Genomic DNA, 25,708 nt, shown 5'->3' with positions numbered 1-25,708 from the left:
AGTATCAGCAGCCGGCTTTCATGTCGTTGGCAATTCCGCCGTCAGCCTTGGTCGCCCCACAATCTCGTGCAGACCGGAGGGATTTCGCTTTCGATCGCGGCCATCGCATCCACGATAAGATCCTCACGCCAGCGGCGGCCTGCAATCTGCACGCCGATGGGCTGCGGTCCGCTGGACAGTTCTGCGATATGCGTGGGGATATTGCCGGCGGGCAGGCCGGTAAAGTTCATAACGAAAGACCATAGCCCCGTGCCCAAGACCTCCCGAACGCCTACCAGACCTTCGGTGTCGCGGCCCGCTGTGAAGAACGGAGCGAACATGAAGGGGGTCAGCACAAGGGGGTATTTATCGAGGAAGATCGACCATTCGCGCGCGTAATGGGTGCGTTTAGCCATCATGGCGAGTTGTTCGCTGCCCGTGAAGGGCGGGTATTCGGTGTAATAGTTTTCGAAGATCGCCTTCAGGTCATCAGATCCATGGGTGCGAATATCCTCGCCCATCAGGGCCTGAACTTCGCCTAATAGGGCGCGGTAGCCATTTTTCCCCGCCTCATGGGCGAGGGGAGGTTCCACCTCCTCGACGGCATAGCCCGCGTTGGCGAGCGCAGATGCCGCCTTGTCGAGCGCGGTCGCCACATCAGGGTGCAGGCCGAAGCCAAAGTCATCGCGGGTGAAGGCCACGCGGATCGGGCCTTCGATGGGTTCGCCGCGCCATGGCAAGGGCACGTGGAACGGATCACGCGCATCTGCGGCGATCAGGCTTGGCATCGACAGGTGCAGGTCCGCTGCATTGCGTGCGATCAGCCCCTGTACCGACATGGACTGTGCCAACAGGCCCCGCTCGGCCGTTTGGCTGGGGTTATACGCGGCCACGCGGCCCAGACCGGGCTTTACTGTCACCGCCCCATTGGCCGAGGCCGGGAAGCGCAGGGAGCCGCCGATGTCATTGCCATGGGCGAGCGCGCCGATCCCGGCCATGACGGCCGATCCCGCCCCGCCGGACGAGCCGCCCGCCGACAGATGCCGCCCCCAAGGATTGTAGGTCCGCCCATAGAGCGGGTTGTCTGTATCTGCGCGAAAGGAAAACTCCGGCGTGTTGGTGCGCCCGATCACGATGGCGCCCGCCTGTTTGAGGTTGCGCACCAGCGGTGCATCCTCGGGCGCGATGATGTCTTTGAAGGCGGGCACCCCGTTGCTGGTGGCGTGGCCCTTTTGATCTACGTTGATCTTAATCGTCACCGGAACACCATGCAGCGGCCCTTTGGGCGCGTCGCTTTTGTCAAGGGCCGCTGCCTCGGCGCGGGCTTCATCGGCGAGGTTTTCGACCACCGCGTTCAATGCTGGATTGACCTCGTCCATACGGGCAATCGCCGCCTCGGTCGCCTCGCTTGCCGAGAGCTTTCCCGCGCGGGTAGCGGTTGCGATTTCCTGCGCGGTCCATTGCCAAAGCGGTTTACTGTCGGTCATTCCGGTTCCTTTCGTTCGATAAATTTTAGCGCATCGCCTGGGCCTTCCTGCGGCGAACTTCGCAAGAAAGAATTTAGCAAAGCAAGTAAATTCGGAGTGTTTCGCAATTTGGCTTTGAGGGCTGATTGGATCGGAGGCGTTTGCGTGGAGACGCAGCACGGACGCGTGGCATGCTCGCAATGCCCTGCCTTCATAAGACCGAAGCGCAATCATCCTGCCATGATCGCGCTTGCGGCTTCGATGGCCAGGGGGGCTGCTTTGGCGACAAACTCTTCTGGAGTGTATTCAGAGAGCGACCCAGCGACATGGATGGCGCTCAGCGGGGCGCCGTTTCGGTCGGTGATGGCGACGCCTAATGCCACTTCGCCCAAGGCGTATTCATCGCAAACCACGGCGTAGCGGTTTTCGCGTGCGATTGCGAGTTCGGCCATGATCTCTTCAGGGTCGACCTTGGTGCTGGAGGTGAAGGGGTGCAGCGGGGTGCGATGGAGGATTTCGCGCGCTTCCTCTTCGGGAAGCTGAGAGAGAACGGCACGGCCCCCGGCGGTACAATAGGTAGGCACACTGTGTCCGACGAGCGTTGCAAAAAATGTTTCGCGTTTGCTCTGCATGCGCAGGGCATAGATCAACCGCGTTTCATCGTAGAGGCTCAGATCTACCCGCTCGCGCAGGGATTTTCGCAGTTCCAGCAGGACCGGGGTGGCTTTTTGCACCACGGGGTCGAGCCGCAGCAGGTCTAGCGTGTGGTCCATGAGCCGGATGCCGGGAAGATATCCACGATCGTCACTGCTGCGCCGGATATAGCCAAGCTTCATAAATGTATGCACGAGCCGTTGAGCGGCGGACCGGTCCAACCCCGCGCTTTCGGAAATACCGGAAAGCGTCAGCGGGCCGGTCGCATGATGAAAGGCCCCAAGCACCTGCATGGCGCGCTCTGCCGCGCGGACGAACAAACGGTCTTCATCTGCCTGATTGTGCGCCGACTGCGGAGCCTCCACGCGGAAATATCTGTTCATGAGTGAGCCATAGTTGACGAATCGTTAAGGTGCTGCTTACGCTTGCTGTGCACTATAGGTGTATTGCAATGCGATACTCAATAGGCGAAGGTCCCTGATCACGGTTGGGGGTGTATGGGCAGGGGAGCCTTTGGCGGATGGCTAGGGAGACCGGTTTGGGACGTGGTTCTGGAATGCGCGTTGCGTTCGCGGGCTTTCTGCATGAGACGAACACTTTCGCCCCTCATCCGGCGGATCTTGAGGCTTTCCAGCGGGGCGGCGGCTATGTCCCGATGGTGCGCGGTGAGGCGATGTTGGCCGCGTTCAAGGAAGTCAATTTAGGCATGGCGGGCGCATTACGGGTCGGGCAAGCGCAGGGATGGGACATCGTTCCGATCCTCTGGGCAGGTGCCATTCCGTCGGCCCATGTCAGCCGCGACGCCTTTGAGATGATTGCGCATGAGATCGTCGAAGGGGTGCGAAATGCAGGCCCGCTCGACGGTGTTTTTCTGGATCTGCACGGTGCCATGGTCGCTGAGCATATCGATGATGGCGAGGGAGAGCTGCTGCGGCGGCTGCGCGCGGTCGTGGGACCTGATCTGCCTATCGCCACCGCGCTTGATCTACATGGCAATATCTCTGCCGAATTTGTTTCCAATGTCGACCTGCTGGTCGGTTTCCGCACCTATCCGCATGTTGATATGGCCGAAACCGGCGCCAAGGCGGCCCAGCATCTCGACCGGATAATGCGCACCGGCTTGCGCCCCGCTAAGGCCTTTCGACAGATGTCCTATTTGGTGCCGATCCCGTTTCAGTCGACCGAGTTGTCACCGGGGCAGGCGCTTTATGAAAACGTTGCCGCTTGCGAAGCTGATGGGGCGCTTTCAGCGAGCCTGTTTATGGGCTTTCCGGCGGCGGATATTCCCGACTGTGGCCCGGTCGCCGTGGCCTATGGAGAGACACAGGAGGCAGCGGATAAGGCTGCCGACAAACTTGCCGCCGCATATGAAGCGGCAGCCCCCGACTTTCTGAAAAACGAAGCCTTTGAGCCCGATGCTGCGGTGGCAGAGGCGCTCACACGCGCGGCCAAGGCGGGCAGGGGGCCGGTCATCATTGCCGACACACAGGACAATCCCGGGGCGGGCGGCATTTCGGCGACCATGGGGATGTTGCGCGCCTTGGTCAAAGCTGGGGCTAAAGCTGCGGCGATCGGCCTGATTGTCGACCCCGCCGCTGCGGCTGCGGCCCATCGGGCGGGGGTCGGTGCTGAGATCAATGTCACCCTTGGCGGCCATGCCAGTGTGGCCGGAGATACTCCTTTCCAGACCGCAGCAACCGTAATGCATCTTTCTGACGGGGGGCTACGCGCAACGGGGCCTTACTATGGCGGAACGGAATTGAACCTTGGCCCGTCCGCCTGTCTGCGCATTGCTGGGGTCGATGTCGTTGTCACCAGCCGCATTGCACAGATGGCTGACCGTGAGATGTTCCGTTTTGTCGGCGTCGTGCCCGAAGAGATGGACTTGCTAGTGGTCAAGAGTTCCACCCATTTCCGGGCCGACTTTGCCCCCATTGCACGCGATATCCTTGTCGCTTGCGCGCCCGGGCCGATGCCCCTCAATCCAGCCGATTTGCCCTTCACCCGCTTACGGGCGGGGCTTCGGCTGTCTCCCGATGGTCCCCGGTTTGGGGCCGACGGTGCCCAAGCCGCACCACCTGACCACGGCAGCGTGACTGCCGTGGCCCAATAAAAAAGTCAAAAGATCAACCAACAAGGGAAAATCAAATGATACCTCTACGATCGGCACTGAAACAGACGCGCGGCCTTGCCACCGCCTTCGCCGCAACAACGGCACTGTTGGCCCCGGGATCACTGGCCGCGCAAGACGGTGAAACCACGATTACCGCAGTTATGCATTCGGGCCTGCGGGTTCTTGATCCGGTCATCACGACCGCGCATATCACCCGTAACCACGGTTATATGGTTTACGACGTGCTGACCGCCGTGGATGCGAATTTTGAGTCGCAGCCGCAGATGGCCAGCTGGGAAGTCTCAGAAGACGGGCTGACCTATACGTTCACCCTGCGCGATGGTCTGATGTTCCACGACGGCGCGCCTGTGACCGGTGAGGACGTTGTGGCCTCGCTCAAACGCTGGGGCGAACGTGACGGCGGCGGGCAGATGATTTTCGACGTAACCGAAAGCCTTGAGGCCAGCGATGACAAGACCGTTGTCTGGACATTAACCGAAGCTTTCGCACCGCTGCTGACAGTGATCTCCAAGCAGTCCGCCGTGCCGCCTTTTATCATGCCCAAGCGCGTGGCCGAAACCTCTCCGGATGAGACCATCACCGAATATATCGGCTCCGGTCCTTTCGTCTTCAATCAGGACGAATACGAACCCGGCGTGAACGTGACCTATGAGAAGTTCGACGATTACGTTCCGCGCGAGGAAGAAGCATCTTGGATGGCGGGCGGCAAGGTCGTTAATGTTGACCGTGTGGTCTGGACCACGATGCCGGATTCCCTCACCGCGATCAACGCGTTGGCGGCGGGCGAAATTGACTTCCTCGAGCAGGTGCAGATCGACCTTTTGCCGATCCTAGAAAGCAGCCCCGAGGTAACGGTCGAGACGCGAGATGACCTTGGCTATGTTACCATTGGCCGGCCGAACTTCCTGCACCCTCCCTTCGACAACAAGCTGATCCGTCAGGCGGCCATGGCGGCATTGGATCAAGAGTCCATGCTTCAGACGATGCAGGGGGATCCGGCCTACTACAATGTCTGCGGTGCAGTTTTCGGCTGTTCGACCCCTTTGGGTGATGAAGCCGACTCCGAGATCGTAACCGGCGGCGCGGATCCCGAAAAGGCCAAGGCGCTGCTTGAAGAGGCAGGCTATGACGGCACGCCCATCGTGCTTATGGCACCGACGGATGTAACCAGCCTGATCAACCAGCCGGTCGTCGCGGCTCAAGCCCTGCGCGAAGCGGGTTTTGAAGTCGACATGCAGTCGATGGATTGGCAGTCGGTCGTGCAGCGCCGTGCGCAGCAGAGCGCGGTCTCTGAGGGCGGCTGGAACATCTTCTTCACCAACTGGATGGTGCCTGAGATTTCGGACCCGCTGATCAACGTCATGCTAAACGGGCGCGGCGATGATGCTTGGTTCGGTTGGCCGGACGATCCCAAGATCGAGGAACTGCGCGCCGCTTTCGTGAAGACCGACGACCCTGCGAAGCAAAAGGAAATCTCCGTAGAGATCCAGAAGCACGTAATGGACAACGTCAACTATATCATGATGGGCGAATATCTGATCCCGCAAGCCCGCCGCAATGCGATCCAAAACATGATCCCGTCGCCGGTGCCGGTGTTCTGGAACATGACAAAAGAAGCGGAATAATCCGCACAGCGGAGAGCGCGTACGCCGCGCTCTCCGCCGCTACTTTTGCACGCGGGCAGCGCCGCCCGGCCTGCCTTCTTTCCGCCGAAAGGGACCTTCCGGAAAATGCTCGTCTATATCCTGAAGCGCGTCTTGGCCACGATCCCGGTCATGCTGATCGTCGCCATCTTCGTCTTCCTTCTGCTGCGTCTCACCCCCGGTGATCCGGCAGCAATCCTCGCCGGCGATGCCGCCACCCCTGCACAGCTTGAACGGATCCGCGACCGTCTGGGACTAAACGACCCATTGCTGACGCAGTTTTTCACTTGGATGGGGCAATTGCTGCGCGGCGATCTGGGCGTGTCGCTGCTGTCGAATACCTCGGTCGCGGGTATGTTGGGTGACCGGTTGGGGCCGACCATCAACATTGCGCTGATGACCATCACCATTTCCGTTCTCTTGGCGGTGCCGATGGGTGTGATCGCTGCATGGCGTCATCGCACATGGGTCGACTTTCTGGTGATGTCCTTTTCGGTGCTAGGCTTTTCCGTGCCGGTCTTTGTGATCGGCTACATCCTGATCCAAATCTTCGCGATTGAACTGCGCTGGGTGCCCGTCCAGGGCTACAAGGCACCATCCGAGGGCTTCGGTGCCTTTTTCTCGCGGGCCATCCTGCCCTCGCTGACGCTGGCCACAATCTATGTCGCGCTTATTGCGCGCATGACGCGGGCCTCGATGCTCGAAGTTCTGGGCGAGGATTACATCCGCACCGCGCGGGCCAAGGGCGTGCGCGAGAATGTTGTTCTGTTCCGCCATGCGCTGCGCAATGCTGCCGTGCCGATCCTGACGATCATCGGCACCGGTTTTGCATTGCTGATTTCTGGCGTGGTGGTGACCGAAAGCGTCTTTAACATTCCCGGTATCGGGCGGCTGACGGTCGATGCGATCCTCGCGCGCGATTACCCCGTTATTCAAGCGATGATCCTGCTGACCGCGGGCATCTATGTCTTCGTGAACCTCTTGGTTGACGTCTCCTATTCATTCTTCGACCCAAGGATCCGGTACTGACATGATCGAGCAACCCCAATCCCGTCACAGCGCCTTTCAGGTGCTAACCGGTCTGCTGTCACTGCCTGCAGGCGCAAGGGTCGGCATCGGTCCCATCTTGGCAGCTGTCACCCTCGCGGCCATCGTGCTCGCCTCGATCTTGGCACCGCTTTACGTGCCCTATGATCCGCTGACGATGAATTCGGCGGCGCGGCTCAAGCCTCCGTCCGAGGAGTTCCTGCTGGGCACCGACCCCTATGGCCGGGACACGTTCTCGCGGGTGATGGTTGGTGGGCGCGTGTCGCTGTTGATTGGCATTGGTGCTGCCGTGGTCAGCGTCGCCATCGGGCTGGCGATCGGCCTTGTAGCCGGTTTCTTTCGGATGGCCGACAGCATCATCATGCGGATCATGGACAGTCTGATGGCGATCCCTGCGATCCTTCTGGCAATTGCCTTGGTGGCGCTGAACGGGCCGAGCCTTGGGTCTGTCATCATCGCGATCACGGTGCCGGAAGTGCCGCGCGTGGTGCGGCTCGTGCGCTCGGTCGTACTGTCTGCGCGGGAGGAACCCTATGTCGAGGCGGCCATCGCGCTTGGCTCTTCCATGCCCAAGATCCTGATCCAGCACCTGATGCCGAACACCATGGCGCCCCTGATCGTGCAAGGCACCTATATCTGCGCCTCTGCGATCCTGATTGAAGCGATCCTGAGCTTCCTCGGCGCGGGCGTCAGCACCGAGATCCCGACATGGGGGAACATCATGGCCGAAGGACGCACCTACTTTCAGATCAAGCCGGGGCTGATCTTCTGGCCGGGCCTGCTGCTGTCGCTTTGCATCCTGTCGATTAACCTGTTGGGCGACACCGCACGCGATCTGCTCGACCCGCGCATGAAGAAACGGGAGGGCTGAGAGATGCAGTTCAAGACCAAGGATTTCTCGGACGCCCGCACGGTGCTCAAGGTGCGCGACCTGCGCATCGGTCTGAGCGGGCGGCCAAATGCCAAGCCGGTGATTGATGGGATCGATTTGACCATCCGCGCGGGAGAGACCCATTGCCTTGTTGGGGAATCAGGCTCCGGTAAATCGGTGACCTCGTTGGCCGCCATGGGACTCTTGCCGAAAGACGCGCTCGAGGTGCAGGGCGGCAGCATCACGCTGGATGATTTCGAGATTACCAGCGCCAGCCATTCCCAAATGCGCCAGCTGCGCGCGCGCCGCATCGCGATGATCTTCCAAGAGCCGATGACTGCGCTGAACCCGGTGCTGCGGGTGGGCGAGCAGATCATGGAAGTGCTGAACATGCACAGCGACATGGGCCAGTCTGAGGCTAAGAAACGCACGCTCGACATGATGGATCAGGTGCATCTGCCGGATGTGAACCGCATCTTCTCGGCCTTTCCGCACCAGCTTTCGGGCGGGCAACGCCAGCGCATTATGATCGCCATGGCGCTGATCCTCGACCCCGATCTGCTGATCGCGGATGAGCCGACGACGGCGCTGGACGTGACCACCCAGTTGCAGATCCTCAAGCTGATTGCCGAGATGCAAGAGCGCCATGGCACTGCCGTTCTCTTCATCACCCATGACATGGGCGTGGTGGCCGAGATCGCGGATACCGTCACGGTCATGCAGCAGGGCAAGATCGTCGAACGCGCCCCAATCGAAAAACTGCTGACCGATCCGCAAAAGGAATACACCCGCACGCTGCTGACAGCGGTGCCGAACCTCACCCCACGTCCCGCCCGTGCGGCGGCGTCGCAAAGCGAGGTGGTGCGCGTCGCAGGGCTCGATATGACCTATGGCGGCGGCGGGTTCTTCCGCCGGAGCGAGGGGGTGAAGGCTGCTCAGGATGTAAGCTTTACCATTCAACCCGGTCGCACGCTTGGTATTGTCGGCGAATCCGGCTCGGGCAAATCCACCGTTGCGCGGGCCATCATGCGGCTGATCGACCCGACAGCGGGCAGCGTGAATGTCGCCGGGACCGAGATTGCGCAGCTTTCGCGCCGCCAGTTGCGCGATCACCGCAAACACCTCCAAATCGTGTTCCAAGACCCCTACCGCTCGCTCAACCCGCGCTGGACAGTGGCGCGCAGCCTTTGCGAAGGGCCGATCAACTTTGGCACCCCGCGTGAGGAGGCGATGCGCCATGCGGCTGAATTGATGGAACTGGTCGACCTGCCGCGCGATGCGCTGGACCGCTATCCGCATCAGTTCTCGGGCGGGCAGCGTCAGCGTATCGCGATTGCGCGGGCGGTGGCGATGAAACCCGATCTGCTCGTCGCGGATGAGGCCGTCTCGGCCCTCGACGTGAGCGTGCAGGCGCAGGTGCTCGACCTCTTGGATGACATTCAGGAGAAGTTCGGCGTCGCAATGTTGTTCATTACCCATGATCTGCGCGTCGCGGCACAGATCTGCGACGACGTATTGGTCATGCAACGCGGAAAGGTCGTTGAATACGGCCCTGCGGGCGATGTGCTGGCCAACCCGCACCACGACTACACCCGCAACCTGATCGAAGCGGCGCCGGGCCGCCATTGGGATTTTGCCAACTATCGCGCACTCGGCAGCGCCACCATGAAGACAGGAGCCACCGCATGACCGTCCTTCCCAAGATCGAAGCCTTTGCCGCCGATCTCACCGCCATCCGCCAAGACATCCATGCCCACCCCGAACTGGGGTTCGAAGAGGTCCGCACCGCAGGGATCGTCGCGGAAAAGCTGCGTGCTTACGGCGTGGACGAAGTCCACGAAGGGCTGGGCGGCACGGGTGTTGTCGGCATCATCAAGGGTGCGGGCGGTGGCAACCGCCGTGTGGGGCTGCGCGCGGATATGGATGCCCTGCCGATTGTTGAGGATTCCGGCGTGCCCTACACCTCGACCAATCCGGGGCGGATGCATGCCTGCGGCCACGACGGCCACACCACCATGCTCTTGGGCGCGGCGCGGTATCTGGCGGAAACCCGCGATTTCGACGGCACCGTGGTGCTGATTTTCCAACCTGCCGAAGAAGGCTTGGGCGGCGCGCGGCGGATGCTTGAAGAGGGGCTCTTCGAGAAATTCCCCTGTGACGAGATTTACGGTATGCACAACGATCCAAACTCGGAGCCGGGTGTGGTCAATGTCACCCCCGGTGCGGCCATGGCAGGGGCGGCGTTCTTTGACATCACCGTCAAAGGCACCGGCAGCCATGCCGCGATGCCACATCAGTCGCGTGATCCGATCGTCATCGGCACGGCGCTGGTGCAGCAGTTGCAATCCGTCGTCAGCCGCAACACCCCGCCGACCAAGCCGATCGTGCTGTCGGTGACCAAGTTCAACGCAGGCTCGGCCTATAACGTGGTGCCGGATGCGGCCACCATTGCGGGTACAATCCGGTACTTCCATCAGGACGTGATCGAGATGGCCGAGGCGCGGATGCGCGAGCTTTGCGCCGGTATGGCCATAGCCTACGGGATCGAGATCGAGGTCGATATCCGCAATGTCTTTGACGTGTTGATGAACGATCCCGAACTAACCACCGCCTATGTCGAAGCGGCCGCCAGCGTGGTCGGGGGCGAGAACGCCCATGTCTCGACCGAACAGGCCAGCGGGTCGGAGGATTTCGCGGATATGCTGAAGGTCGTGCCGGGCGCCTATTGCCGGGTGGGCCACGCAGGCAGCGTGCCGTTGCACAATCCCAGTTTCGTGCTGGACGACGGCATCCTGCCCATCGGCGCTTCGATCTATGCGCGTATCGTCGAAACCCGCCTGCCCAAGGTCGGCAGCTAAGTCTGTGCACTGATTGCTTTAGTTTAAGCCATTCGCCCTGCTGTCGCGCGGCGGAAGAAAGGATTTTGACGATGACTAACCCGCTTGATTTGCCCTTTGATGCCAGAGAAATGCTCAACGGGCTGCGCCCTTGGATCGAAACGGAAAGCCCTACATTCGACGGGGCGGCGGTGAACCGCATGATGGATGTGGTCCAGCACGATCTGGCGGTCTTGGGCGCGCGGACCGAGCGTATCCCAAGCCCGATGGGGCTGGGCGACAGCCTGCGCGCCGAAATGCCTCACCCGAAGGCGGGTGAGGGGGGCATCCTGCTCTTGGGTCACATGGACACGGTCCACCCCATCGGTACCCTGAGCAAGCTGCCCTTTAAACGCGAAGGCGATATTTGCTACGGCCCCGGCCTTATGGACATGAAGGGCGGCAACTACGTCTACCTTGATGCGCTGCGCAAGCTGTTGACCGCCGGGGTCGAGACGCCGCTGCCTGTGACGGTGCTCTTCACCCCTGATGAGGAAATCGGCACCCCCGCCACCCGCCGCTTGATCGAAGAGGAAGCCAAACGTCATAAATACATCCTCGTCCCCGAACCTGCGCGGCCCGACGGCGGCGCGGTGATCGGGCGCTATGCAATCGCGCGGTTCAACCTCCAGACAAGGGGCCGCCCTAGCCACGCGGGCTGGGCGCTCTCCGAAGGCCGCTCGGCCATCGCGGAGATGGCAAAGGCCGTGGGCACGATCGAAGGCATGACCACCGAAGACTGCACCTTCTCGCTTGGGGTTTTTCACGCGGGCCAATGGGTCAACTGCGTGTCCTCGGTCTGTGATGCCGAAGTGCTGACCATGGCCAAGACACAAGAGCAGTTGGACGCCGGTGTTGCGAAAATGATGGCGCTGAACTCGGACGAGGGCGACGTGATCATGGAAATCCGCCGCGGCGTCACCCGCCCGGTTTGGGAACCCGACCAGCCCGGCACGATGGCGATGCTGAAGCTTGCCCAGGACATCGGCGGCGAACTGGGGATCGAGATCACCGGAAGCTCTGCCGGGGGCGGATCGGACGGCAACTTCACCGGGTTTCTTGGGCTGCCTACGCTGGATTCCATCGGCGTTCGCGGCAAGGGGCTGCATACATTGCAGGAGCATATCTATGTCGACAGTCTGACCGAACGCGCTAAGCTGGCGGCGGGTCTGTATTGTCGGCTGACACCTTGAGGAGTTGATCGGGGGCGGGCGGTTTCGGCGGGCCCTATCTTCGGGCATTAACATTGGTGTTAGGGCGGATTAAGGGCTCACCGGTGCTACCAAGCTTTACGGATCGTACGGCGGGGTTCGCATTAGCAGCTGTTACCCGCTAAACAGGGGCATATTGAGAGGTCTATCCAAAATTCTAGTATATTTCCGTGGTGGGAAAATCTGTTTACTTCTCTCCGACCTGCAGCAGAAGTAACTTTGGGTCAGGCCCGAAGACCGCAGTGAACCCCGTAGCGGCTGCGCCGCCTGCCAATGCCGTGGTGAAGGACGCTGCCGTTCCATACAGTGCATTACGGCAGAGCAGCAGGTAGTCCGCGCCGGTGCGGGCAAGTGTAGCACGCATCTCAGTTTCATACCCGTCAAATGGCAGAACCCCATCCGCCATTGCCTGTATGCTGCGGTGATAAGGGCCAGTCAGTACCTTATGGTGCGACAAAAGCAGGATCGGCGGGCCAAGGTTACTGCTGCTAAGGATCACTCCGGGAGGGACAGAGTTCAGGCTGCGGACGAGATCGGGGTGGCGGCAGGAGCTCGCCTTCACATATTCGACCTCGCCAATTGCTACGTTTCCGGCACGGCCCTCAGTGCCAGCCAAAAGACCGAACAGGGCCGGCGCAAAAATCGTTGCTGTCCCTAATGGGATCAGTACTAAGCGCCGCAGCGGTTGGGCGTTGTTTCTGGTCAAGAAAGGGGCGAGCACCAACCCCATAAGAAGCGGTATCGCTGAAGCGCCAAGGATTGTCAGGCGAACCTGATGCAGCCCAGCAAACAGCCCCAGCCAGCCAAACATCAGCAAGATGCCAAGACGCCGCGAAAAAGCGGGCGCTTGTTCGTTTGATACGCGGCCCGATATCCACATTGCGCTGGCAAGAACCAACGTAACGGCTGTTGGTACGAAGAACCCAAAGGCGCCTTCATTTCCCTCAAAGAGGGGCTCTAAGATTGGACGGGCTTCTTCGATGCGGTCTGTGATGATTGCCTGCACCTCCGCGGGCAAACTGGCGTAGGGCCCGTATAGACAGTTTGCGAGTAGGGGCCAGATCAGCGCAATGCCCACCCCGCTAGCCGCTAGAAAGACGAGACTACGGGTAAGGGGGGTAGGCAGCCGCGGCGCCAACGCTACCGTAAATAGGCCAAGGACACCGCCCAGTAGGGTTACCGCGATAAATGGGGGAGAGACCTCATCACAGCGTGTGACGAGCCATTCAACGGCAGGGATCTGCAACGCATACAGGACTACGGTGCCGAGGGCGAGGCTGAGACTAAAGCCAACCAACGCCCGGTCTTCCTCAGGGTGGCGCAGGATCACTCCCGCCACAAGAATTAACCCCGCCAAGGCTATTGGGGGCAGCATTTCAAGTCCGACCGCAAGCGAGAGGGCCGCTGCCCCACCGCCGATCACACCCCGCATTAGGGGACGACCTGACAGCAAAAGCATGAAGACCATAACAGTTGCGAGTAGGATCTGGACGTTGTGGTGATCAAGGCCGCCAATAGCAAAGTAATTTGGCGCGATCGGTGGCCAGAGAAGAACACCGAGCACGGCACCAAGGGCAACAGTAGGGCCAAAGATGCGGCAGCTCACCGTGCCGGTCAGCAAGAGCAGCGTTAGGAGCAAGAAAGTTGGCCAAAGCACAATTGCCGCACTCAATGCGGCCTCTAGGGAAAGCACCTGTGCCAGCGGCGAGACAATAAGCGCAATGCCAAGATCAACATAGCGCGACCAATGCAAGTCCAGCCCCTCAGGGGGCAGCATGCGGTATTGTGTCATGTCGTACCATGATTGCCCCTCAAACCACGCCAGCACCGAAAGATAGCGCATGATACTGTCATTATCTGCCGCGGCCAGAAAATCGATTGGATGATGACCCAAGATCACGGCTTTCAAAACGGTTACGACAAGAGCGAAACCTGTGACGATGAGGAACAAGCGCCTTTGACTGGCGGGATCGTTTGGGGTCTGCATGGGGTCTGCTTTCTCGTCTTGGCACCCTCTGCCTGGCGCGCGTGTCATGTAAAGCTAGCAATCCCGGCGAGAGAAAGGCGGGGCCATGGTGGATTTATGACGGATCAATCGCGAATAGACGGCGTGGAATGGTCGCGAACTTGCCTCAATCTCGCCGCGTTCTGCAAGGATCTTTCAGGACAAAAATACCGGTATATTTGTCCGGCAAGGAGAGCAACATGAAGGTCGTCGTTTCAAATGCCTTTCAACAGTCCGCCCCTGTACCGCGGTTCGGAGCGCTTAGCATCGCAGTATTGATCCCTTGTTATAACGAGGCGACGGCCATTGGCACCGTGGTCCGCGATTTCCGCGCGTCCCTGCCTGAGGCTGATATCTATGTCTACGACAACAACTCCACCGACAATACCGCCGAGATCGCGGCAGAAGCCGGAGCCATCGTGCGCCGCGAGCCGCGCCAAGGCAAAGGTCATGTAGTGCGCCGCATGTTTGCTGATGTAGAGGCGGATATCTTCCTTATGGTGGACGGCGATGACACCTACGACGCCAGCGCCGCGCCGCAGATGGTTGCACGAATGGTCAACGAAGGGCTTGATCTGGTTAATGGTGTGCGCGTCGCGCGGAGCGAGACAGCCTATCGCCCGGGTCACAAACTGGGCAACCGGGTGCTCTCCGGTCTGGTGCGATCGATCTTCGGGCGCGGCTCTTCCGATATGCTTTCTGGCTACCGAGTTTTTTCCCGCCGTTTTGTTAAGACCTTTCCAATGATGTCACGTGGGTTCGAGATTGAAACAGAGTTGACCGTTCATTCGCTGGAACTAGACATGCCAACGGCCGAGGTTCCGGGCTATTTCAAAGACCGTGCGGAAGGCTCGGAAAGCAAACTCAACAGCATCCGCGATGGAGTGCGTATCCTTTCCACGATTACCAAGTTGCTCAAACAGGAGCGCCCCTTGCCCGTTTTTGGTGCCTTGGCAGGGACGTTGGCTGTACTTTCCATCGCATTGTCCCTGCCAATCTTTGCAGAGTATTTCGCGACTGGCCTCGTACCGCGGCTGCCAACGGCGGTCTTGTCGACAAGTATCATGCTACTGGCCTTCCTAATGGGAGCGGTAGGCCTAATCCTTGATACCGTGACCCGTGGCAGACAAGAGACCAAGCGGATGCGGTATCTTTCGGTCCCTGGCGTACTGAGCATGGTCATAAAGCACGGTAAAGAAGGTACCAGTGCGCCCGGCAAAGGCTGAACTTATGCGCCCAACAAGGCAATTCACAAGATTTCTGGCGGTCGGAACGCTGGGGTTCATTGTCGACGCGGGTACGCTATTGCTGCTCGTCTCGGCTGGCGGTGATCCCTATGTCATGCGGCTAGTCAGCTTTGCCGTGGCTGTCAGCGTGACATGGTGGTGCAACCGCAACTGGACGTTTCGCAGTGCCAGCCGGCTAGCATGGCAGGCCGAATATTTGCGGTACTTCGGGGTCCAAACCGCGGGTGCTGCTGTTAACTATGCTTTTTACGCTGGCGTTCTGACTGTCATCGGATTGACTGCGCTTAATTTGGTGCTGGCGCTGGCAGTGGGTTCTTTTGTTGCGCTTGTAGTGAATTTTAGCGGCGCAAGAGCGCTCGTGTTCAAACCCCGCCCAGCCTGACACCAAGCTACGCTACCCTCGCGAGCATTCGCTGCGCGTTGCCCCGCCAGCGAAAGACGGTCCATAGCTGCGCTGGACCGCCAGCCTGAAGGGAACGGGGCTCACGTAGATTGCAACTATCGCTAACTAGCTGATCAGGGAAACCTGTGGGAAAGGCGTGCGGCGCAAACCCGCGAAGCTTATCTTGGTCTTGGCATGCAGGGCATATCACCATTGGCGCTTGGCGGTTCAGGATGGACAACAATATGCAGATTGGTTCAGGCCTATCAGGCGTAAATCGTTTGAACTGTATGCTGTCGCCCGGCCGTCACGATCTTGATCTGAACCGTCGCTCAATCCAAAAACTGCACAAGAATATTGCACCTGAAGAGTCCCATACGGACAAATCTTGCCAAATGAGATCATTCGTTTAGTCTCTGATCTCGGGTCGCCCGACCAAAAGCGTATTTTAAAGTAAGCAAAGGGGCGATCACTCTGGGAGGAGGAAACATGACTGACACTAAAAAGTTCAACCGACGTTCGTTTCTGACGAAGTCTGCACTTGCTGGGGGGGCGGCTACCGGGAGCATGCTGGCCGCACCGGCTGTGTTGGCGCAGGCGCCGATCGTCATCAAGATGCAGACGTCGTGGAATGACGCCAACATCTGGCAAGACTTTGCGCGGGACTACGCGACACGGGTGGAGGAGATGTCGGGAGGACGCCTCAAGGTCGACGTGCTGCCTGCCGGCGCTGTTGTTGCTGCGTTTCAGGTGCTTGATGCCGTCAACGACGGTCTGATTGACGCGGCCCACTCGGTGCCCGTCTATTGGTACGGCAAAAACAAAGCCGCGTCGCTCTTTGGCACTGGCCCCGTCTTCGGCGGCTCCGCTACCACCATGCTGTCGTGGTTCTATCAAGGCGGTGGTCAGGAGCTTTACAACGAGCTGACGCAAGACATCATGGGCCTCGACGTTGTCGGTTACATGGGCTTCCCGATGTTCGCGCAGCCTTTTGGTTGGTTCAAGGAAGAAGTGAATTCGGTCGACGATCTGCAGGGCTTCAAATACCGCACCGTGGGTCTGGCTGCTGATCTGATGGCCAAGCTGGGCATGTCGGTCGCACAGCTGCCGGGCGGGGAGATCGTGCCCGCGATGGAGCGCGGCGTGATCGACGCGTTTGAATTTAACAACCCGTCGTCGGACAAAGATTTTGGCGCGCAGGACGTGGCCAAGAACTACTACCTGTCGTCCTATCACCAAGCGTCCGAAAGCTTTGAGTTCCTGTTCTCGAAGATGTTCCTCGAAGATCTCGACCCTGATCTCCAGGCGATTTTGAAATACGCCGTCGAAGCAGTCTCGACCGCGAACACGGCCAAGGCGATGGATCGCTACTCAGCAGACCTACAGTTCCTACAGAACGAAGCCGGTGTGAACGTGCGACGGACCTCCAAGGAGATCCTCGATGCGCAGCTCAAGGCATGGGACGAGTTGATCCCTGAGCTGGAAGCGGATCCCTTCATGAAGAAGACGCTCGACAGCCAGCGCGAATGGGTCAGCCGTGTGTCTTATTACGAGCTGATGAACTCGCCGGATTACGGTCTTGCTTACGAGCATTACTTCCCCGGCAAGATCAAACTCTGATCACGCAACCCATAAAAGCAATGTGAACTCCGGCGCCAACGTGCGCCGGGGTTTCCTGCGAGATACAGGGGCATCATGATTTCATTCATTCGGTTCGCCGATAACCTTTCCGCATGGTTCGGCAAGGCCTTCGCTTGGCTCATTCTGCTGATGTCTATCGGCACGGGCTACGAGGTTTTTGTGCGCTATGTGCTGAACAATCCCACCGCTTGGGCGCTGGATGTGTCCTTCATCATGTATGGCACGCTCTTTATGATGGGCGGGGCCTATACGCTGTCGCGAGGCGGCCATGTGCGGGGGGATTTCCTTTACCGGCTATTCCAGCCGCGCACACAGGGCATGATCGATCTGGTGCTCTATATCATCTTCTTTTTCCCCGGGGTCACGGCGCTGATCCTCGCGGGTTGGAAATACGCGGCACGCTCTTGGCAATACGGCGAAGTGTCGGTCAACAGCCCGGCGGGGGTTCCGATCTACCAGTTCAAGGCGATCATCGTGGCGGCGGGGATACTGCTGTTCATCCAAGGCATGGCACAGGTTTGCCGCTGCCTGATCGCCATACGTTCCAATTACTGGCTCGAAGCAGAAGAGGACGTCTTTGAAACCGAAGACCTCATGATGCGTGCCGCCAACCAGGCCGAGAAAGACCATATCACATGACCGATCCGCAAATTGCCCTGATGATGCTCGGGCTCTTCATCGTCTTCGTCTTTCTGGGGTTCCCAATTGCCTTCACGCTGATGGCGATGGGCATCGGCTTTGGCTACTACGCCTATTTCGACGCGCGCCGCATGTGGCGCAGCTTTGACCGGCTGGAGGAAACCGCCGGCCCCTGGGAGCAATGGTCGACGTGGTTCGAGGGGTTATTTAACAACCGAATATTCGACCTCTTCGTGAACCAAACCTTCACGGTGATGTCGAACGAAGTGCTGACCGCCGTGCCGCTGTTTTTGTTCATGGGCTATATCGTCGAGCGGTCGAACATTGTGGACCGTCTGTTCACCACGCTCAACATCGCGTCCAAAAACATTCCCGGTTCGATGGGCGTCGCGGCGCTGATCACCTGTGCGCTCTTTGCCACCGCCACCGGGATCGTCGGTGCCGTGGTGACGCTGATGGGCCTGCTAGCGCTGCCTGCGATGCTGAAGGCGCGCTATGATCCGTCCTTTGCGGCAGGGATCATCTGCGCGGGCGGGACACTGGGCATCCTGATCCCTCCGTCGATCATGCTAATCGTCTATGCGGCGGCAACGAACGTCTCCATCGTGCGGCTCTATGCGGCGGCGCTCCTGCCGGGGCTGACGCTGGTCGGGCTCTATCTGGTCTATATCATCGGTCGCTCGCTGTTGCAGCCATCCTCCGCGCCACGCCCGACGGCGGATGAGGTGCCGGACATGCCGATGGGCAAGCTCTTGTTGATGATCGCCACCTCCTTCCTGCCACTCGCCTTCCTGATCTTCGCGGTGCTGGGGTCGATCCTTTTCGGCCTTGCAACCCCGACTGAGGCGGCCTCGATCGGTGCATTGGGCGGCATCTTCCTCGCCTTCATCTACCGGGCAATGACATGGCAGCGGATGCGCGAAAGCGTGTACCTCACGGTGCGCACCACGGCGATGGTCTGCTGGCTGTTTGTCGGCTCCTACACTTTCTCGGCAGTCTTCTCCTACCTCGGGGGCGAGCATGTGATCTCCGAGTTCGTTCAATCGCTGAACCTCTCGCCAATCATGTTCCTGATCCTCGCGCAGCTCATCATCTTCCTGCTCGGCTGGCCGCTGGAATGGTCAGAGATCATCATCATCTTCGTGCCGATCTTCCTGCCGCTGCTGGCGGTGTTTGAGATCGACCCGCTGTTCTTTGGCATCCTCGTGGCGCTGAACCTGCAAACCAGTTTCTTAACGCCACCGATGGCCATGTCAGCCTATTATCTCAAGGGCATCGCCCCGCCGGAACTACGGCTGACACAGATCTTCGCGGGGGTCATGCCCTTCCTGTTCTGCGTCATCCTGTCGATGGTGCTGATGTATGTCTTCCCGCAGATCGTCTTCTACCTGCCGGAGCTGTTCTATGGGGGCTGAGGCAAAGATGACAGCCGCCGCAGCGCTCGGCGTGGTCGAACTGCGCGACCGCTTGGCGAGCGGCGCGCTCGACGCGTTGGCGCTGGTGGAAAGCTGTATCGCGCGGATCGAAGCGCGCGAGGAGGTGGTCGGCGCTTGGGCATGGTTCGATCCCGAGTTTGCCCGCGCGCAGGCCCGCACGCTCGACAGCTATCGCCGGGCAGGCAGGCCGCTGGGGCGTTTGCATGGGCTGCCGGTGGGGCTGAAAGACGTCATCGACACCCGCAGCATCCCCACGGAAAACGGCGCGGCCCATGACAAGGGGCGCGTGCCGCTGCGCGATGCTTTCATCGTGGAGCGGCTCAAGGCCGAGGGCGCGATCATCATGGGCAAGACGGTCACGACCGAACTGGCCTTCATGCATCCGAACAAGACCACCAATCCGCACAACCCAAACCATACCCCCGGCGGCTCGTCCCAAGGCTCGGCTGCGGCGGTGGCGGATGGAATGGTGCCTCTGGCCATCGGCACGCAGACGGGCGGCTCGGTGATCCGGCCTGCGTCTTTTTGCGGGGTGACGGGGTATAAACCCACCTTCGGCGCGATCCCACGGCGCGGGGTGCTGACGCAATCGCCCTCGCTCGACACAATAGGAGTTTTTGCCAGCGATCCCGCTGGTGCGGCGCTGCTGGCCGAGGTGCTATTCGGTCATGACCCCGATGACAGCGCCACCGCGCTGGCGCCGACACCTGCGCTGTTTGCGCAGGCCACCAGCGCCCCGCCGATCCCGCCGGTCTTCGGGTTCGTCCGCCCGCCGGGGTGGGGTGACGCCGATCCCCAGCTTCACGCCGCCTTTGAGGAATTGGTCGCAGCACTTGGCGATCAGGCGTTTGAGCTGCCGCTTCCGTCGGTCTTCAACGGGGCGGCCGAGGCGCGCAAACGCATCAACTTTGCTGAGATGGCCTACCACTTTTACCCGTACCTGCGCGATGCTCCCGAATTGCTCTCGCCAGTAACCCGCGAGGCGATGGAGGCGGGTAACAAGGTGCTGGCCCGCGATTACCAATCGGCCCGCGACCTGCCCAAAGTGCTGACCGCCGCGCTGGAGGAGTTGCTGACCCGCTGCGATGCGATCCTTTGTCCCTCCGCCACCGGCCCCGCTCCGCGCGGGCTGGAGACGACCGGCGATCCGATTTTCAACGGGCTATGGACGCTCTGCGGCAGCCCCTGTGTGAACGTGCCTTTGATGACTTCGGAAGACGGGCTGCCGATGGGCGTGCAACTGGTCGGCGGTCACGGCCAAGACGGACGATTGATGCGCAGCGCCCAGTGGCTTTTCGACTGGGCCGACGGAACAACCCAATGAGGATTGAAACATGAACCGCTTGCTTGCCCTTTTCGCCTTTGCCGCGATTGCGGTCTTTTTGCTGATCCTTGCTGTAGAGGTGCCCAGCATCGACCTGATCATCATCGTCGCGGTGACACTGGCCTTCGTAGCCTATGATTTCTTCACCTCCAGTCGGAAAGACCGGGACTGACCCATGGCCAAACCCGTCATCTGGATCACCCGACAGCTTTCGGACGCCACGCTTGAACGGGCGCGCCGTGATTATGAGGTGATCTGGGATCCCGCCGACGAACCCGGCAGTGCCGAAGACATCATCGCGATGAGCGCGCGGGTGGATGGGATGATCCCCTGCCATTCCGAGCATTTCAGCGCGGAGGTCGTGGCGCAGCTTGACCCTCGGCTCAAGATCATCGCCAACCACTCCGTCGGCGTAGATCACTGCGATCTGCCGAGCCTCAAGGAGCGGGGTATTGTCGTGACGAACACGCCCGGCGTTCTGTCGGATGCCACGGCGGAACTGGCGCTGATGTTGATGCTGGGTGCCGCGCGTCATGCGGTGGCGGGTGATCGGCTGGTGCGCAGCGGGCAGTGGCAGTCGTGGTCGCCTGCGACGCTGGTGGGCAAGCAGCTTTCCGGCGCGCGGCTTGGCATCGTCGGGATGGGCGGCGTGGGCCGTGCCTTTGCCCGCAAGGCGCGCGGGCTGGATATGGAGATCCATTATCACAACCGCCGTCGACTGGATACGGAAGCGGAGGCGGGGGCGACCTATCACGCAGCGTTGGACGACCTGCTGGCAGTGTCGGATTTCCTGTCGCTGCACTGCCCGGCCACGCCCGAAACCATTGGCCTCTTGAACGCTGCGCGCCTCGCGCAGATGCCCAAGGGCTGCGTGATCGTGAACACCGCGCGGGGCAATTTGGTGGATGAGGCGGCGCTGCTCGACGCGCTCATCTCAGGCCATGTTGGCGCGGCGGGGTTGGATTGTTTTGTGACCGAGCCGGGCGGCAACCCGGCCTTTGCTGCGCATGACAACGTCATGATGATGCCCCATGTCGGCAGCGCCACGGTCGCCACCCGCAATGCGATGGGTTCTAAGGCGCTTGATAATCTCGATCACTTTTTCCGAGGGGAAACCCCGCCGGACCAGTTGTAGGCATCCTTTCAAACGACACCCGGCGGCGGTGCGGGCGCGGCGCGACGCAGCCGTGACGGCAAGGGCAGGGTGATGATGGCAAGACAGCCGATCACCAGTGCCACACCAATCCAGCCAAGCGGAGGCAGGCGTTCGCCCACGATTAAAACAGCAAGCACCGCTGCGACGACCGGTTCGAAAAGGGTGATCACGGTCGCCGTGCTCGCCTCCACCCGGGCAAGGCCGTAGCCAAAGGCAATATAGCCCAGAAACATCGGCACGGCGGCCATATAAAGCCCCACGGCAGCGTTGCTCCATGATGCCAGAAACGCCCCGCCCGAGACCATCAGCACCGGCATCAGAAGTAGGCCACCCAGTCCAAAGGTGGCGCCCATCGCGATCTTGGAGCCTGTTCCTTGCAGCATCATCCTCCGCGCGCTCCACGAATACAGCGCATAGGTAAGGCCGCCGATCAGACCCAGCAAAACGCCCAGAGGCGCCGAGGATCCGCCTACCACCTGACCGTGCGCAGCACCTTCGGCCAAACAGATCAGCCCCATGCCGATCAGCCCCACCGCCGCGCCAAGAGACCAGCGCAGGGTGAGGCGTCGACCATCCAGCACGTATTCGATCAGCGCCGAAAGCAACGGCGCAGAGCCGATCGTGATGACCGTGCCCACCGTCACCCCCGCCAGCCGCATCGCGCCGTAGAAGGCCAGCGGATAGACCGCGACCGCCAGTGCCCCGATGACCAGCAGGCAGCGTTGCTCCCATAGGCGGGCGCGCTGGTTCCTAATGCCCCGCCCTGCCCAAAGTGCTTGTCCGATCCCGCCCAGACCCATGGCCGCCGCGCCGATGGCGGCGGCGCTGACACCGGGGGCGAAAGTGGCGGCGGTGCCGGTCGTGCCCCAGACCACGGCGGCGAAGAGGATGGCGATCACGCCCCAGCGGCGGCCCTCCATCATGTCAGCGCCTTCAGCATGTCATCAGCCATCGCACGTGCCGCGAGCAGCTGACGGCTGTCGCCTTCCAACCCCGCGCGGGCCATCGCGCCTTCGAGCAGGAAGGCCAGATGTGCGGCAATGGGGGCGGCGCGTTCCGGCGTGTTTGGCAATAAGTCGGAAAGGTGCCGGGCGAGGATGCGTTCCACTTCCTCCTTATGCCGCCGCACCGCCGCGCGCCCGGCGTCGCCTGCTTCAAGCTCTGCCGCTGCGTTCAACAGGCCGCAGCCGCGAAACCCGTTTTCATAGGCGAGTTCAGCGTGATCCTGATAGGCATCAAAGACCGCCAAGGTACGGGTCCGTGCTGTCTGTGCGGTCGTGACGCGCGCCTCGTAAAGCCCCAGCCACTCCGCATGCCGCGCCTCAAGGTACTGGCTCACCAGATCGGCTTTGGAGGTGAAGTTGTTGTAGAGGCTTTTCTTGGCGACACCCGCCCGCGCGACGATTGCGTCAATGCCCGTGGCGCTGATGCCGTGGTTGTAAAACAGCTCCATCGCGGCCTGCATGAGGCGGTCATAGGCCGGGGGTCGTTTCTGGATCTCGGACATGGTCGCTCCCGTAAGCTAGGTAGACCGGTATACCTACTCACTTACCCGCACAAGAGTTTCGTTTACAATGAGGCCCTCGCCAAACGTTTCGCGGCGGTCACAGCATCGTTGCCATGCAGCGATGTTGACCAGCGCAGTGGCTATCGCAGCGCTTCGCGCGAAGCTTATTTTTTGCCGCGACAGTAAGGCACGCCGTCTTTCGCTGCCGAATGGGCGGCAACGATGGCGTGAAACAGGCGTTAGGCGAGGCTTCAACCTCAATAAGTAAATAAGATTGATTTAATCATTGACTCATCCCTACTCATTTGGGATTTGTCCCTTGAAACGCGGCATAGACCGGAGGGGAGGCCAGCTTGCAGCACGCACAAGGACCCATTGACCGGACCGGGCGTGGTTCAAACCAGAGTGGGATGCGGGCCTATAACGAAAGGCTCGTCCTGTCGCTGATCCGGCGTAGCGGGCCGACCTCCAAGGCTGAGATTGCCCGGCTCACGGGCCTGTCGGCGCAGACTGTGTCCGTCATTATGCGTGCCCTCGAAGCGGACGGGCTGTTGAAGAAGGGCGCGCGGGTACGGGGCCGGGTGGGGCAGCCTTCGGTGCCGATCAGCCTGAACGCGGAAGGCGCGTTTTTTCTGGGGCTTAAGGTGGGACGGCGCAGCGTCGCGCTGATCTTGACCGATTTCGAAGGGCAAGTGACCCGCCGCAGCAGTGACGTCTACGCCCATCCGACCCCCGCGGCGGTCATGGAATTTGCGCGGCTTGCTCTGCAGGACACACTTGGCTCGCTAGCCGCAGAGCAGCGGGCACGGGTGGCTGGGCTCGGTGTCGCCCTGCCGTTTGGCATGTGGGAATGGGAGGTCACTGGCGGCGATCTGAGCGATTGGCAGGGGTTCGATATTGAGACCGCTTTAGCAGAGGTGGTCGATCTGCCGATCTTCATTTGCAATGACACCTCTGCTGCCTGCGGGGCGGAACTGGTCTTCGGTGCGCAGGACAAACCGCGCGATTTTCTGTATTTCTATATCGGCTATTTCGTAGGCGGCGGGCTGGTGCTGGATAGCAAGCTCTACACCGGCAAAAGCGGCAATGCGGGGGCACTTGGCTCCATGCCGTTGGCGGGGAATGCACAGCGACAATTGGTCGATGTCGCGTCGCTGGCGACTTTGGAAGCGGCGCTGAGAGACGCCGGAGAGGCCCGCCGCGCCCCATGGAGCGATCCGGCGGCATGGGACTTTTCCGCCGATATTCTTGACCCCTGGCTCGACAGCACCGCAAAGGCGCTGGCGCAAGCGACACGGGCGGCGGTCTGCCTGATTGATTTCGACACGGTGCTGATTGACGGATCATTCCCCGAAAACATTCGCGCGGAAATCATTGCGCGCGCCCGACACCATCTTGCTGCCCTGCCTCTGCCGGGCGTCACCCTTCCGGACTTGCGCGAAGGGACCGTCGGCAGCGACGCCCGCGCGCTTGGCGCCGCAAGCCTGCCGCTTTCGGACCGTTTCCTCGTCGACCGCGACGCATTTTTGAAAGGCTGACAGATGATCCTTTGCTGCGGAGAAGCCCTGATCGATATGATCCCGACCCCAACCACCGCAGGCCCCGACGGCTTTGTGCCCCATGCGGGCGGGGCGGTCTTTAACACGGCCATCGCCTTGGGGCGGCTCGGGGCGCAGGTGGGGATGCTGTCGGGCCTGTCGTCTGACATGTTCGGGCGGCAGTTGGTCGATGGGCTGAAGGCCAGCCATGTGGAGGTCTCGCATCTGGTGCTGTCCGACCGTCCGACGACGCTGGCCTTTGTTCGGCTGGTGGGCGGCCACGCGACCTATGATTTCTATGACGAAAACTCAGCCGGTAGGATGATCACACCGGAGGATATGCCCACGCTGTCGAGCGAGGTCTCTGCGCTGTACTTCGGTGGGATCAGTCTGGCCTGCGAGCCGGGGGCGGATGCCTATGCCGATCTGCTGGCGCGCAACGCCGAAGGGCGCGCGGTGATGATCGACCCCAACATCCGCCCCGGTTTCATCAAGGATATCGAGCGCTACCGCCAAAGGCTCGACCGGATGCTGGCGCTGTCGGACATCGTGAAGGTATCAGATGAAGATCTGAATTGGATCAACCCCGAGCCCCTGTCGCTGCGCGACAAGGTAACCGAGTTGCTGGAGAAGGGGCCGTCGGTGGTCATCCTGACCCGTGGGGGTGAGGGGGCAACGGGCTATCTGGCGAATGGTGAAGAGGTGCAAGTCCCTGCCGTAAAAGCGGAAATTGTCGATACGGTGGGGGCAGGCGATACGTTCAACGCAGGCGTCTTGGCAAAGATGTCCGAGCTGGGGCAGCTGCATAAATCCGCCCTCTCCACCCTCTCGCCCGAGATGCTATCCGAGGCGCTGGCCTATGGCGCGCGCGTCGCCGCCGTGACCGTTTCGCGGGCCGGGGCGAACCCGCCTTGGGTTGTGGAAGTATGAAATGTTGAAGAACCGCCTATCT

At 60.8% G+C, this 25,708-nt stretch carries 22 protein-coding genes; 17 read left to right on the top strand and 5 right to left on the bottom strand.

Annotation, left to right across the window (positions count from 1 at the left end):
• Positions 1-41: 41 nt before the first annotated feature.
• On the bottom strand, positions 42-1,466 hold the full coding sequence (locus tag K3759_RS14505) for an amidase family protein (RefSeq protein ID WP_259982839.1): 1,425 nt from the start codon (positions 1,464-1,466) through the stop codon (positions 42-44).
• A 209-nt stretch (positions 1,467-1,675) separates the two neighbouring features.
• A complete protein-coding gene (locus K3759_RS14500; protein WP_259982838.1) occupies positions 1,676-2,482 on the bottom strand; it encodes an IclR family transcriptional regulator in 807 nt (268 codons plus the stop codon).
• Between the two features lie 173 nt (positions 2,483-2,655).
• On the opposite strand from K3759_RS14500, the gene K3759_RS14495 reads away from it, so the two are divergent.
• The 7 genes from K3759_RS14495 to K3759_RS14465 all read left to right on the top strand — a co-directional run bounded on the left by K3759_RS14495 (position 2,656) and on the right by K3759_RS14465 (position 11,863).
• Positions 2,656-4,212 (top strand): M81 family metallopeptidase, encoded by a 1,557-nt coding sequence (locus K3759_RS14495; RefSeq protein WP_259982837.1) that lies wholly within the window; start codon positions 2,656-2,658, stop codon positions 4,210-4,212.
• Between the two features lie 35 nt (positions 4,213-4,247).
• Positions 4,248-5,858 carry an ABC transporter substrate-binding protein gene (locus K3759_RS14490; protein WP_259982835.1) on the top strand — a complete coding sequence of 537 codons (1,611 nt, stop codon included), beginning with the start codon at positions 4,248-4,250 and terminating at the stop codon, positions 5,856-5,858.
• Positions 5,859-5,963: 105 nt separating this feature from the next.
• Positions 5,964-6,905, top strand: coding sequence for an ABC transporter permease (locus K3759_RS14485; RefSeq protein ID WP_259982834.1), 942 nt, complete (start codon positions 5,964-5,966; stop codon positions 6,903-6,905).
• A 1-nt stretch (position 6,906) separates the two neighbouring features.
• Positions 6,907-7,794 (top strand): ABC transporter permease, encoded by an 888-nt coding sequence (locus K3759_RS14480; RefSeq protein ID WP_259982832.1) that lies wholly within the window; start codon positions 6,907-6,909, stop codon positions 7,792-7,794.
• A gap of 3 nt (positions 7,795-7,797) precedes the next feature.
• Complete coding sequence (locus tag K3759_RS14475; RefSeq protein WP_259982831.1) at positions 7,798-9,483, top strand: ABC transporter ATP-binding protein; 1,686 nt, start codon at positions 7,798-7,800, stop codon at positions 9,481-9,483.
• Positions 9,480-10,652 (top strand): M20 aminoacylase family protein, encoded by a 1,173-nt coding sequence (locus K3759_RS14470; protein ID WP_259982830.1) that lies wholly within the window; start codon positions 9,480-9,482, stop codon positions 10,650-10,652. Before K3759_RS14475 ends, K3759_RS14470 begins: the two co-directional genes overlap by 4 nt.
• Positions 10,653-10,723: 71 nt before the next feature.
• On the top strand, positions 10,724-11,863 hold the full coding sequence (locus tag K3759_RS14465; protein ID WP_259982828.1) for a M20/M25/M40 family metallo-hydrolase: 1,140 nt from the start codon (positions 10,724-10,726) through the stop codon (positions 11,861-11,863).
• Positions 11,864-12,068: 205 nt separating this feature from the next.
• On the opposite strand, the gene K3759_RS14460 is transcribed toward K3759_RS14465, so the two are convergent.
• Entirely contained in the window at positions 12,069-13,868 is a 1,800-nt protein-coding gene (locus K3759_RS14460) for a hypothetical protein (protein ID WP_259982826.1), read from the bottom strand.
• A 218-nt stretch (positions 13,869-14,086) separates the two neighbouring features.
• Here K3759_RS14460 and K3759_RS14455 point away from each other — a divergent pair, with 218 nt between their 5' ends.
• The 8 genes from K3759_RS14455 (at position 14,087) to K3759_RS14420 (ending at position 21,690) form a co-directional block, all read left to right on the top strand.
• On the top strand, positions 14,087-15,112 hold the full coding sequence (locus K3759_RS14455; protein ID WP_259982825.1) for a glycosyltransferase family 2 protein: 1,026 nt from the start codon (positions 14,087-14,089) through the stop codon (positions 15,110-15,112).
• Entirely contained in the window at positions 15,093-15,515 is a 423-nt protein-coding gene (locus K3759_RS14450) for a GtrA family protein (protein WP_259982824.1), read from the top strand. The genes K3759_RS14455 and K3759_RS14450 overlap by 20 nt, the downstream gene beginning before the upstream one ends.
• Before the next feature lie 489 nt (positions 15,516-16,004).
• The gene (locus K3759_RS14445; protein WP_259982823.1) at positions 16,005-17,135 is read left to right on the top strand and encodes a TRAP transporter substrate-binding protein; all 1,131 of its coding nucleotides are present in this window, start codon (positions 16,005-16,007) and stop codon (positions 17,133-17,135) included.
• 75 nt (positions 17,136-17,210) lie between these two features.
• The gene (locus K3759_RS14440) at positions 17,211-17,795 is read left to right on the top strand and encodes a TRAP transporter small permease subunit (RefSeq protein ID WP_259982821.1); all 585 of its coding nucleotides are present in this window, start codon (positions 17,211-17,213) and stop codon (positions 17,793-17,795) included.
• A complete protein-coding gene (locus tag K3759_RS14435; protein ID WP_243261476.1) occupies positions 17,792-19,210 on the top strand; it encodes a TRAP transporter large permease subunit in 1,419 nt (472 codons plus the stop codon). Before K3759_RS14440 ends, K3759_RS14435 begins: the two co-directional genes overlap by 4 nt.
• Positions 19,200-20,555, top strand: coding sequence for an amidase (locus tag K3759_RS14430; RefSeq protein WP_409202490.1), 1,356 nt, complete (start codon positions 19,200-19,202; stop codon positions 20,553-20,555). The genes K3759_RS14435 and K3759_RS14430 overlap by 11 nt, the downstream gene beginning before the upstream one ends.
• Before the next feature lie 10 nt (positions 20,556-20,565).
• The gene (locus tag K3759_RS14425) at positions 20,566-20,727 is read left to right on the top strand and encodes a hypothetical protein (protein WP_162931793.1); all 162 of its coding nucleotides are present in this window, start codon (positions 20,566-20,568) and stop codon (positions 20,725-20,727) included.
• Positions 20,728-20,730: 3 nt separating this feature from the next.
• The gene (locus K3759_RS14420; RefSeq protein ID WP_259982817.1) at positions 20,731-21,690 is read left to right on the top strand and encodes a D-glycerate dehydrogenase; all 960 of its coding nucleotides are present in this window, start codon (positions 20,731-20,733) and stop codon (positions 21,688-21,690) included.
• An 8-nt stretch (positions 21,691-21,698) separates the two neighbouring features.
• Here K3759_RS14420 and K3759_RS14415 read toward each other — a convergent pair whose 3' ends face one another.
• Together K3759_RS14415 and K3759_RS14410 are read right to left on the bottom strand one after the other, a co-directional pair.
• The gene (locus tag K3759_RS14415; protein WP_259982815.1) at positions 21,699-22,634 is read right to left on the bottom strand and encodes a DMT family transporter; all 936 of its coding nucleotides are present in this window, start codon (positions 22,632-22,634) and stop codon (positions 21,699-21,701) included.
• The gene (locus K3759_RS14410) at positions 22,631-23,218 is read right to left on the bottom strand and encodes a TetR/AcrR family transcriptional regulator (protein WP_259982814.1); all 588 of its coding nucleotides are present in this window, start codon (positions 23,216-23,218) and stop codon (positions 22,631-22,633) included. Before K3759_RS14410 ends, K3759_RS14415 begins: the two co-directional genes overlap by 4 nt.
• 353 nt (positions 23,219-23,571) lie before the next feature.
• Here K3759_RS14410 and K3759_RS14405 point away from each other — a divergent pair, with 353 nt between their 5' ends.
• The gene (locus K3759_RS14405) at positions 23,572-24,756 is read left to right on the top strand and encodes an ROK family protein (RefSeq protein ID WP_409202489.1); all 1,185 of its coding nucleotides are present in this window, start codon (positions 23,572-23,574) and stop codon (positions 24,754-24,756) included.
• 3 nt (positions 24,757-24,759) lie between these two features.
• Positions 24,760-25,686 (top strand): carbohydrate kinase, encoded by a 927-nt coding sequence (locus K3759_RS14400; RefSeq protein WP_259982813.1) that lies wholly within the window; start codon positions 24,760-24,762, stop codon positions 25,684-25,686.
• Positions 25,687-25,708: the final 22 nt, after the last annotated feature.

The sequence above is a fragment of the Sulfitobacter sp. W027 genome (assembly GCF_025143985.1).
Taxonomy (GTDB): domain Bacteria; phylum Pseudomonadota; class Alphaproteobacteria; order Rhodobacterales; family Rhodobacteraceae; genus Sulfitobacter.
This window is presented reverse-complemented; position numbering and strand designations above follow the sequence as displayed.